This window comes from bacterium (assembly GCA_030654305.1).
Lineage (GTDB): Bacteria > Krumholzibacteriota > Krumholzibacteriia > LZORAL124-64-63 > LZORAL124-64-63 > PNOJ01.
Genome location: JAURXS010000512.1, coordinates 1 through 9,804, shown reverse-complemented (window position 1 = coordinate 9,804; position 9,804 = coordinate 1). Strand labels below are relative to the sequence as shown.

At 69.3% G+C, this 9,804-nt stretch carries 14 protein-coding genes and 1 pseudogene; all 15 read left to right on the top strand.

What is annotated here, in order from left to right:
• Positions 1 to 180: 180 nt before the first annotated feature.
• Positions 181 to 648, top strand: a pseudogene (gene rpsE, locus Q7W29_14580) (30S ribosomal protein S5).
• A gap of 91 nt (positions 649 to 739) precedes the next feature.
• Positions 740 to 922: a 50S ribosomal protein L30 gene (rpmD, locus tag Q7W29_14575; GenBank protein MDO9173047.1), complete on the top strand. Its 183-nt coding sequence runs from the start codon at positions 740 to 742 to the stop codon at positions 920 to 922.
• Positions 923 to 927: 5 nt separating this feature from the next.
• Positions 928 to 1,416: a 50S ribosomal protein L15 gene (rplO, locus tag Q7W29_14570; protein MDO9173046.1), complete on the top strand. Its 489-nt coding sequence runs from the start codon at positions 928 to 930 to the stop codon at positions 1,414 to 1,416.
• A gap of 44 nt (positions 1,417 to 1,460) precedes the next feature.
• Positions 1,461 to 2,753: a preprotein translocase subunit SecY gene (secY, locus tag Q7W29_14565; GenBank protein ID MDO9173045.1), complete on the top strand. Its 1,293-nt coding sequence runs from the start codon at positions 1,461 to 1,463 to the stop codon at positions 2,751 to 2,753.
• 5 nt (positions 2,754 to 2,758) lie between these two features.
• A complete protein-coding gene (locus Q7W29_14560; protein MDO9173044.1) occupies positions 2,759 to 3,439 on the top strand; it encodes an adenylate kinase in 681 nt (226 codons plus the stop codon).
• Entirely contained in the window at positions 3,417 to 4,181 is a 765-nt protein-coding gene (map, locus tag Q7W29_14555) for a type I methionyl aminopeptidase (GenBank protein ID MDO9173043.1), read from the top strand. Before Q7W29_14560 ends, map begins: the two co-directional genes overlap by 23 nt.
• Positions 4,182 to 4,215: 34 nt before the next feature.
• Complete coding sequence (gene infA / locus Q7W29_14550) at positions 4,216 to 4,434, top strand: translation initiation factor IF-1 (protein MDO9173042.1); 219 nt, start codon at positions 4,216 to 4,218, stop codon at positions 4,432 to 4,434.
• Positions 4,435 to 4,463: 29 nt separating this feature from the next.
• Complete coding sequence (rpmJ, locus tag Q7W29_14545; protein MDO9173041.1) at positions 4,464 to 4,577, top strand: 50S ribosomal protein L36; 114 nt, start codon at positions 4,464 to 4,466, stop codon at positions 4,575 to 4,577.
• Positions 4,578 to 4,643: 66 nt separating this feature from the next.
• Positions 4,644 to 5,012, top strand: a complete 369-nt coding sequence (gene rpsM / locus Q7W29_14540) for a 30S ribosomal protein S13 (protein MDO9173040.1) — start codon at positions 4,644 to 4,646, stop codon at positions 5,010 to 5,012.
• Positions 5,013 to 5,032: 20 nt separating this feature from the next.
• A complete protein-coding gene (gene rpsK, locus Q7W29_14535) occupies positions 5,033 to 5,431 on the top strand; it encodes a 30S ribosomal protein S11 (protein ID MDO9173039.1) in 399 nt (132 codons plus the stop codon).
• A gap of 82 nt (positions 5,432 to 5,513) precedes the next feature.
• Entirely contained in the window at positions 5,514 to 6,515 is a 1,002-nt protein-coding gene (locus Q7W29_14530; protein MDO9173038.1) for a DNA-directed RNA polymerase subunit alpha, read from the top strand.
• 48 nt (positions 6,516 to 6,563) lie between these two features.
• On the top strand, positions 6,564 to 6,971 hold the full coding sequence (gene rplQ, locus Q7W29_14525; protein ID MDO9173037.1) for a 50S ribosomal protein L17: 408 nt from the start codon (positions 6,564 to 6,566) through the stop codon (positions 6,969 to 6,971).
• A 351-nt stretch (positions 6,972 to 7,322) separates the two neighbouring features.
• Complete coding sequence (locus Q7W29_14520; GenBank protein MDO9173036.1) at positions 7,323 to 8,330, top strand: beta-ketoacyl-ACP synthase III; 1,008 nt, start codon at positions 7,323 to 7,325, stop codon at positions 8,328 to 8,330.
• A gap of 10 nt (positions 8,331 to 8,340) precedes the next feature.
• Positions 8,341 to 9,072 carry an ABC transporter ATP-binding protein gene (locus Q7W29_14515; protein MDO9173035.1) on the top strand — a complete coding sequence of 244 codons (732 nt, stop codon included), beginning with the start codon at positions 8,341 to 8,343 and terminating at the stop codon, positions 9,070 to 9,072.
• Positions 9,069 to 9,804 (top strand): hypothetical protein (locus Q7W29_14510; protein ID MDO9173034.1); only part of this gene is annotated, 736 nt, incomplete at its 3' end. The genes Q7W29_14515 and Q7W29_14510, both read left to right, overlap by 4 nt.

Here is a 9,804-nt window from a genome sequence, read left to right as displayed (position 1 = left end):
GGCAAACTGAAGGGGATCCCGAGGATGTTCGTGCAGTTCGCGGGTGGAGGTCCGGGACGTCGGGGTAGCCGACCCGGCGGACCCGGCGGACCGGGCGGCCCGGGCGGCCGCGACGGCTTCGGCCCCCGGCGCGACGGGCGTCCCCCCCGCGGACGCGAGCGCGAGCGGGAGACGAGCGACATGACCGAGACCGTCATCGCCATCAACCGCGTGGCGAAGGTGGTCAAGGGCGGACGCCGCTTCAGCTTCAACGCGATCGTCGCGGTGGGCGACGGCAAGGGCAAGGTCGGCGTGTCGCTGGGCAAGGCCAACGAGATCGCGGACGCCATCCGCAAGGCCTCGGAATCCGCCCGCGCCGGGCAGATCTCCGTGCCGATCCTGAACAACACCATCCCCTACGCGGTGGTGGGTCGGTTCGGGTCGAGCCACGTGATGCTCAAGCCCGCGGCCGCGGGTACCGGCGTCATCGCCGCCGGCGGCGTGCGCGCGATCCTCGAGGCCGCCGGCATCAAGAACGTCCTGACCAAGCAGCTGGGTTCGCGCAACCCGCACAACGTGTGGAAGGCCACCATGGACGGGTTGGACCAGCTGCGTTCCGTCGAGGAGATCGCCGCCAAGCGCGGCATCTCGGTCTCCGAGGTCTTCGGCCTGGTCCGCGGCCCGCGCCAGCCCGCCGAGGCGGCGCCCGCGGCTCCCGAGGCTCCCGCCGAGACGCCGACGACCGGAGAGGCGGCCACCGATGAGTAAGCTGAAGATCACCCAGATCCGCAGCGCCTCGGGGCGCCCCCCCAAGCACCGCCGGATCATCGAGGCGCTGGGGCTGCACCACCACCAGGCGGTCGTCGAGCACGAGGACACTCCCACGATCCGCGGCATGGTGAACAAGGTTTGCCACCTGCTCCGAGTCGAAGAGGTGAAGTAGGCATGATCAAGCTGAACAACCTGGGCGCGCCGCAGGGCGCCACCAAGGATCGCAAGCGCCGGGGCCGCGGCCCCGCGTCCGGCCAGGGCAAGACCGGCGGCCGCGGGCACAAGGGCCAGAAGGCCCGCGCCGGCGGCGGCATCCCGGCCTGGTTCGAGGGCGGCCAGATGCCCCTGAACCGGCGGCTGCCCAAGCGCGGTTTCACGAACATCTTCCGTCAGACCTACCAGGTCGTGAACCTCGAGATGCTGAACCGCTACGCGGAGGGCTTCGAGATCGACGCCGCCGTCCTGGCCGACGCCGGCCTGGTCAAGCACGCCGACCGTCCGGTCAAGCTGCTGGCCCGCGGCGAGCTGACGACGAAGAACCTCACGATCAGGGTGGACCGGGCCAGCCAGAGCGCGATCGACGCGGTCGCGGCGGCCGGCGGCAAGGTCTACGTCGTCGCGGGGGCCGCGGAGGCCACGGTCGAGTCGGTCGAGACGTCCGAGTGAGCCGGAACGACGGAGTCTGACGCAAAGGGAGCGGCGAGTTGAACATCACCGGCAGCTACCAGAGCATGTTCAGGATCCCGGAGCTGAAGAGGCGCATCCTCTTCACCACCCTGATCCTGGTGGTCTACCGCCTGGGCGGGCACATCACCACGCCCGGCATCGACCTCGACGCCATCAAGCAGGTCTTCGAGGGCCAGCAGGGCACGCTCGTGGGCCTCTACGACCTGTTCGCCGGCGGCAACCTCAGCCAGGCGACGGTCTTTTCGCTGGGCATCATGCCCTACATCAGCGCCTCGATCATCCTGCAGCTCATGCAGGCGGTCGTGCCCTACTTCGAGAAGCTGGCGAAGGAGGGCGAGGAGGGCCGCAAGAAGATCAACCAGTACACGCGCTGGGGCACCCTCGGCCTGGCCATCATCCAGTCCTTCGGCGTGAGCTTCACCCTGGAGCGCCTGGGCGTGGTCCAGACGCCCGGCCTGGGCTTCAAGCTGGTGACGATGCTGACGCTGACCACCGGCACCATGTTCGTGATGTGGCTCGGCGAGCAGATCACCGAGCGGGGCATCGGCAACGGGATCTCGCTGATCATCTTCATCGGCATCATCGCCCGCTACCCGACCGACGTCCTGAACACGTTCCAGCAGCTGCGCACCGGCGGCCTGCACGTGGCCGTGGGCCTGCTCGTGGTGGTCTTCATGGTCGCGGTCATCGCCGGGATCATCGCCATCACGCAGGGGCAGCGCCGCATCCCGGTCCAGTACGCGAAGAAGATCGTCGGCCGGCGCGTCTACGGCGGGGCCAACACCCACATCCCGCTGCGGGTCAACACCGCCGGCGTGATCCCCATCATCTTCGCCCAGTCGATCATCATGTTCCCCGGGACGCTGAGCTCGTTCTTCGGCGACAATGCGTTCGTGAACACGCTGACCACGATCTTCTCGCCCGGGCACGCGGTGTACTACATCTCGTACTCGGCGCTGATCATCCTGTTCACCTACTTCTATACCGCCGTGATCCTGAACCCCGTGGATCTGGCCGACAACATGAAGAAGAACAGCGGGTTCATCCCCGGCGTGCGCGCCGGGAAGCACACCGCGCAGTACATCGACCGGGTCCTGACCCGCGTCACCCTGCCCGGCGCGTTCTTCCTGGCGGTGATCGCGATCATGCCCGACATGATGATCCGCCTGCTGAACGTGCCCTTCTACTTCGGCGGCACCGGCCTGCTGATCGTCGTGGGCGTCGCGCTGGACACGCTGCAGCAGATCGAGTCGCACCTGGTCATGCGCCACTACGACGGCTTCATGTCCAAGGGCAGGCTGCGGGCCAGGAGGTAGGCGCCTTGGCGCTGAACGTGGTGTTTCTGGGCCCTCCCGGCGTGGGGAAGGGGACGCAGGCCGAGCGCCTGGCCGGCAGCCGCGGGCTGTGGCACGTCTCCACCGGCGCCATCCTGAGGGCCTGCGTCCGGGACGGGTTCGGCCCGGACGGCACCGCCGGCAACCCGGATCTGGTGCGCCAGACCGCGGCGATCCTGAAAGCCGGGCAGCTGGTGCCCGACGACCTGATGATGGTGCTGATCCGCGAGACGCTCGCGGAAGTGCCGGCCGGAAGCTCGGGCTGGCTGCTGGACGGCTTCCCGCGCACGGCCCCCCAGGCCGAGGGCCTGATCGCCCTGGTGGCCGAGCTGGGAGCGGACGAGCCGATCGTGCTGGAGATCCACGTGCCGGACGAGGAGATCGTGCGGCGGCTCTCGGGCCGGTTGACCTGCAGCACCTGCGGCCACGTGACCGCCGCCGGGGCGGCCGTCGAGGGCGACGACTGCCGGGTCTGCGACGGCCACCTGGCCATGCGCGAGGACGACCGCCCGGAGACGGTGCGCAACCGGCTCATGGTCTTCCGCGAGAAGACCCGGCCGGCGAAGGACGTCCTGGCGGCGCGGTACCGCTTCGAGCGGATCGACGGGCTGGGGTCGCCGAACGACGTGACCCAAAGGATCGCCGGTGTCCTCGAAGCAGCGAGCTAGGCTCAAGTCGCCGGCGGAGATCGAGAAGATGGCGGCCAGCGGCGCCGTGCTGGCGGAGGTGTTCCGGGAGCTGGGGATGATCGTCGGGCCCGGCGTGACCACCGCCGAGATCGACGCCCTGGCCGAGCGGCTGATCGCGGAGGCGGGCTGCATCCCCTCCTTCAAGGGATACAACGGGTTCCCGGCGACCTGCTGCATCTCGGTGAACGAGGAAGTGGTGCACGGCATCCCCGGGCCGCGCGCGCTGCGCGACGGGGACATCGTCGGGGTGGACTGCGGTCTGATCCGCGACGGCTGGCACTCCGACTCGGCCGAGACCTTCGCCGTGGGCCGCGTGAGCGAAGAGGCGGAGCGGCTGCTGCGGACGACCCGGGAATGCCTGGAGCTCGCGATCGCGCAGACGCGGCCGGGCAAGCGGATCTCGGACCTGGGCGCCGCGGTCGAGGACCACGCCCACGCCGGGGGCTTCTCGGTGGTCGAGACCCTGGTCGGCCACGGGATCGGGCGGCGGCTGCACGAGGAGCCGCAGGTGCCCAACTTCCGGAGCCGCGCGCTGCCGGACCCCGTGCTGGAGGCGGGACTGGTGCTGGCGATCGAGCCGATGATCAACGCGGGCGCCAAGCAGGTCGTCACGGCGGCCGACGGGTGGACCATCGCGACCGCGGACCGCCGACTGTCCGCCCATTTCGAGCACACGGTGGCCGTCACGGCGGACGGGCCCCGGGTGCTGACCCTGCGCTGAGCGCGGGGGAGTCCGCCGCCGACGGGAGTCGACCATGGCCAAGGAAGAGGGAATCACAGTCGAGGGTACCGTCGTCGAGGCGTTGCCGAACGCGATGTTCAGGGTGGAGCTGGAGAACAAGCACGTCGTGCTGGCTCACGTGTCCGGGAAGATGCGCATGCACTTCATCCGCATCCTGCCCGGCGACAAGGTGACCGTCGAGCTTTCGCCCTACGACCTGACGCGCGGTCGGATCACGTACCGGTACAAGTAGGCGCCCCGCTCGGGCGCGGAGGAGACGTCATGAAGGTCCGCACGTCCGTGAAGAAGATCTGCGACAAGTGCAAGATCATCCGCCGCGAAGGCGTGGTGAGGGTGATCTGCGAGAACCGACGCCACAACCAGCGACAGGGCTGAGCGTGACCGGGGCGCGGGCGGCAAACGGCCGCAGCGCCGCGGGCGAGGAAGACGAAAGGAGCCGAGGTGGCACGAATCTCCGGTGTTGACATCCCCAATGAGAAGAGGATCAGCACCTCCCTGACGTACATCTACGGGATCGGGCCGCACCGCGCGCGCAAGATCTGCGAGAAGGCGAGCATCAGCCCCGAGACCAAGACCCGCGATCTTTCCGAGGACGACACCCGTCGCATCATCGGCATCATCGACAAGGACTACCAGGTCGAAGGTACGCTGCGGACCGAGATCAGCATGAACATCCAGCGGTTGATGGACATCGGCAGCTATCGCGGGTTGCGCCACCGGCGCAAGCTGCCCTGCCGCGGCCAGAATACCAAGAACAACGCCCGGACCCGCAAGGGCCCGAAGACCCGTCCCGGCGCGAAGAAGAAGTAGTCTGCAGGAGGTAAGCGAGAGTGGCTGGTCCCAAGGACAAGCGTAAGGGCCGCAAGGTCAAGAAGAAGCTGGAGATCCATGGCGTGGCCCATGTGAAGTCGAGCTTCAACAACACGATCATCACGATGAGCGACATGGGTGGCAACGTGATCACCTGGTCGTCCGGCGGGCACCAGGGCCGCTACAAGGGCAGCCGCAAGTCGACGGCGTTCGCCGCCCAGCTGGCCGCCAAGTTCTGCGCCCAGGAAGTGCTCAACAACGGCATGCGCAAGGTCGAGATCTGGGTCCGCGGACCCGGTTCCGGACGCGAGGCCGCCATCCGCACCCTGAAGGCCGAAGGGCTCGACGTGACGCGCGTCAAGGACGTGACGCGCATCCCGCACAACGGTTGCCGCCCGTCCAAGCGCCGCCGGATGTAACCGGGGCGATCGTCGTTCGACCGACACGCCGCGCCGCCGGACGGCGCGGCCGTACCCGCTGGCAGGGGGGATGAACCAGGCTATGAAGTGGATCAACATGCTGATGCCCGAGGGCGTCCAGATCGTGAAAGAGACCCAGACGGCGTCCTACGCCGAGCTCGTGATCGCCCCCCTGGAGCGGGGTTTCGCCCATACGCTCGGCACGGCGCTGCGGCGCACCCTGCTGTCCTCGATCCACGGCCACAGCATCACGGCCGTGCAGATCGACGGCGTCAAGCACGAGCTCAGCACGCTGCCGTTCGTGCTCGAGGACATGACCGACATCGTGCTGAACCTCAAGCAGGTCGTGTTCAACCTGTGCGACGCGCCGGCGCACTGGGCCACCGTCTCGTCCTCGAAGCTCGGGCCGGTGACCGCCGGCATGATCAGCGGCCACCCCGAGCTGTCGGTCTTCAACCCCGACCACGTGATCTGCACGATCACCGAGCCGGGCAGCTTCAAGGGCAAGATCTACGTCGATACCGGCCGCGGCTACGTCGAGCGCGAGCAGCACCAGGTGCCGGACGAGGTCATCGGCGTGATCCGGCTGGACGCCAACTTCTCGCCCGTGACCAAGGTCAGCTACCGGGTCGAGGACACGCGCGTCGGCCAGCGCACCGACTACGAGAAGCTGGTCCTGGGCATCACCACCGACGGCAGCGTGCGTCCCGAGGACGCCATCGCCTTCGCGTCGAAGATCCTGAAGGACCACTTCCAGCTCTTCATCAACTTCGACGAGGGCCCCATCGACGCCCGCGGCGACGACATCGACGAGGAGCAGGAGCGCCTGGTCGAGCTGCTGTCGCGCAACGTCGAGGAGCTGGAACTGTCCGTCCGTTCGGCGAACTGCCTGAAGGCCGGCAAGATCCTGACCCTCTTCGACCTGGTGACCAAGAGCGAGCAGGAGATGCTCAAGTTCCGCAACTTCGGGCGCAAGAGCCTGAACGAGATCACCGAGATCCTGGAAGGCATGGACCTCGCCTTCGGCATGACGTTCGAGCCGGAGATCTGCGAAAAGGTCCGGCCCGGCAACCGGGACGCGTAAGAGAACCGACCAGGCCCGGCCCCGGCCGGTGGACAAAAGGAAGAAATCATGCGCCACAGCGTCAGAGGGCGGAAATTCGGCCGCACCGCCAGCCACCGCAAGATGATGTTCCGCAACATGGTGACGGAGCTGCTCCGCCACGAGCGGATCCAGACCACCACCGAGAAGGCGAAGGAAGCCCGTTCCGTCGCCGAGCGGCTGATCACCTACGCCAAGGCCGGCGATCTCAACTCGCGGCGCATGGCGGCCCGCAAGCTCACCGACCCGGTGGTCCTGCAGAAGCTGTTCGACGTGCTGGGCCCCCGCTACGCCGACCGCCCCGGCGGCTACACGCGCGTCCTGAAGATGGACGGCCCCCGCCGCGGCGACAACGCGGACATGGCGATCCTCGAGCTGGTCACCGGCGAGGTCCCGCACAAGCCGCGCAGCGCGGCGAAGCCCCCGCTCGAGGGCTGACCCCGACGTACCGATGAATGCACTACGAGGCCCCTGGACCATCGTCCAGGGGCCTCATCGCATGTATCGGCCTTCTTTGCGAGCGAGCCCCCTGTGCGCAAGCGTGGCCGCGCGCTGCCGCGGGGGTGTCTGAAGGGTCCCGGCGCCAGGAGGGCGCCGGGACCCGTAAGCCAAGCATCCCGGGCGCAGGAGGCGCCCGGGTTGCGTCCCCCGCGGCATCGCGTGGCCACGCCGGGGTTGACAGGGAGCCCGCGAAAGCTTTGCATTGCAGCGGACGGGCCGCGAGCCCGTCCTGCGCGAACGCCTCCGCTGCGGGACGGCGCCCGCACCGCGCCAACAAAGGAACCATCGATGAGCGCACCGACCCTGCTGACCGCGGGCATCACCGGCCTGGGCATGAGCTTCCCCGAGCGGCGGCTGACCAACGCCGACCTCGAGAAGATGGTCGAGACCGATGACGCCTGGATCGTCGAGCGGACCGGCATCCGCGAGCGCCGGATCGTCGAGCGCGGCGTGCCCGCCTCGCACCACGGCGCGCTGGCGGCGCGCGAGGCCCTGGCCCACGCCGGCCTGACCCCCGCGGACGTGGACCTGATCCTGGTGCCGACCGTCACGCCGGACATGATGTTCCCTTCGACGGCCTGCGTCATCCAGGACCTGATCGGCGCGAAGCGGGCCTGGGGCTACGACATCAGCGCCGCCTGCAGCGGCTTCATCTTCGCCCTGCAGGCCGCCCGCGCGCAGGTCCAGACCGGCGCGGTCAAGACGGCCCTGGTGATCGGCACTGAGGTCATGAGCAGCATCGTCGACTGGAAGGACCGCAACACCTGCATCCTGTTCGGCGACGGCGCGGGCGCGGCCGTCGTGCAGGCCGTCGACCCGGCCCTGGGCGGCATCGTCGACGCGGTCCACTACGTCGACGGCGCGGGGGGCAAGCACCTCAACATGAAGGCCGGCGGCAGCCTGAACCCGGCCAGCGAGCAGACCGTCCGCGACGGCCTGCACCACATCTACCAGGAGGGGAAGGAGGTCTACCGCTTCGCCGTGCGCGGCATGGCCGACGTCGCCCTGGAGATCGTGCAGCGGAACCACCTGACCCCCGCGGACATTCAACTGCTCGTGCCCCACCAGGCCAACATCCGCATCATGGAGGCCGCGCAGAAGCGGCTGGGCCTGCCCGACGAGAAGGTGGCCGTGACCATCGACCGCTTCGGCAACACCACCTCGGCGAGCATCCCCTCGGCCCTGAAGGTGGCCTGCAACGAGGGCCGCGTGAAGAAGGGCGACCACGTGGTGCTGGTCAGCTTCGGCGCCGGCTTCACCTGGGGCGCCACGCTGCTGCGCTGGTGCATCGATTGACGGGAGCGCGATGATCGAGGCCGCCGGACTGACCAGGACCTTCGGCAGCGTCCAGGCCCTCGCCGGCCTCACCTTCCGCGTGGAAAAGGGCGAGATCGTGGGCTTCGTCGGCCCCAACGGCGCCGGCAAGACCACGACCATGCGCATCCTCACCTGCACCCTGCCGCCGACCGGGGGGAGCGCCCGGGTGGCCGGCTTCGACGTGACCGAGTCGCCGGACGAGGTGCGCCGCCGCCTGGGCTTCATGCCCGAGAACGTCCCGCTCTATCCCGACGCCACGGTGGACGAGCTGCTGCGCTACACGGCCGAACTGAAGGCCGTGCCGACGGCAGGCCTGTCGGCGCACCTCGACGCGGTCGTCGAGCGCACCGGCGTCGGCGAGGTGCGCAGCCGCCTGGTCGGCAACCTGTCGAAGGGCTACCGGCAGCGCGCGGGTCTCGCCCAGGCCCTGGTCGGGGACCCCGAGATCCTGATCCTCGACGAGCCCACCTCCGGCCTGGACCCCTCGCAGATCGTCGAGATCCGCGAGTTGATCCTGGGTTTCCGGGGCGAGCGGACCGTGCTGGTCAGCAGCCACATCCTCGGCGAGATCGCGCGCACCTGCAGCCGGGTCCTGATCGTCGACCGCGGCCGGCTCGTCGCCGAGGCGGGGCCGGACGACCTCGCCGCCGCCGGCGACCTCGAGGCGCTGTACCTGCGGCTGACCGGCGCCGCGCGCGGCCGCGCCGCGGAGACACCGTGAAGCGGGCGCTGCGGGCCATCGCCCGCCGCGAGTCCGGCTCCTTCCTGCGCAGCGCCATGTCGCCGACGGCGGCGATCGCCTTCCTGCTGCTGTCGGGGATCTCCTTCGTCAACATCCTGCTGGAGTACGACGCGCTGTCGCGCTCGGCCCTGACCTCCGGCCAGAGCGTGCGCGAGGGCTTCACCCTCGCGGCCGGCGTCGTGCAGCCGCTGGTCACGAGCATGACCCTGTTCCTGATGTTCGTCATGCCGGCGATCACGATGCGCCTCTTCGCCGAGGAGTACCGCTCCGGGCGCTACGGTCTGGTGATGACGTACCCCGTGGCCGAGCCGACGTGGGTGCTGGGCAAGTTCGCCGCGGCCTGGCTGCTGGGGCTGCTGCTGCTGGCCGCGGCCAGCGCCGACCTGCTGGTGCTCACCAGCTTCGCGGCGCCCGACGCCGGCGCCATGGCGGCGGCGCTGCTGGGGCTGTCCCTGGTCGCGGCCCTGATGGCGTCCTGGGGCGTGTTCTTCTCGACGCTGCAGCCGTACCAGATCGTCAGCTACATCCTGTCGTTCGCCTTCCTGACGCTGCTGTTCACCGCCGGCAACCTGGAGCCGTACCTGCCGCGCGCGCTGGCGCCGCTGGCCAGCGGCCTGTCGCTGCCCGAGCACTTCGCCCGCTTCGCGCGGGGCGCCGTGGGCGCCCGCGACGTGCTGTACTTCCTGTCCTGGACGGCGCTGGGCCTGGCCG

Bases quoted from the DNA above. Each gene is read 5' to 3' on its own strand.
- Q7W29_14515 (MDO9173035.1), top strand. From the start codon at position 8,341: ATGATCGAGGCCGCCGGACTGACCAGGACCTTCGGCAGCGTCCAGGCC.
- rpmJ (MDO9173041.1), top strand. From the start codon at position 4,464: ATGAAGGTCCGCACGTCCGTGAAGAAGATCTGCGACAAGTGCAAGATC.
- infA (MDO9173042.1), top strand. From the start codon at position 4,216: ATGGCCAAGGAAGAGGGAATCACAGTCGAGGGTACCGTCGTCGAGGCG.
- Q7W29_14520 (MDO9173036.1), top strand. From the start codon at position 7,323: ATGAGCGCACCGACCCTGCTGACCGCGGGCATCACCGGCCTGGGCATG.
- rpmD (MDO9173047.1), top strand. From the start codon at position 740: ATGAGTAAGCTGAAGATCACCCAGATCCGCAGCGCCTCGGGGCGCCCC.
- Q7W29_14530 (MDO9173038.1), top strand. From the start codon at position 5,514: ATGAAGTGGATCAACATGCTGATGCCCGAGGGCGTCCAGATCGTGAAA.
- rplQ (MDO9173037.1), top strand. From the start codon at position 6,564: ATGCGCCACAGCGTCAGAGGGCGGAAATTCGGCCGCACCGCCAGCCAC.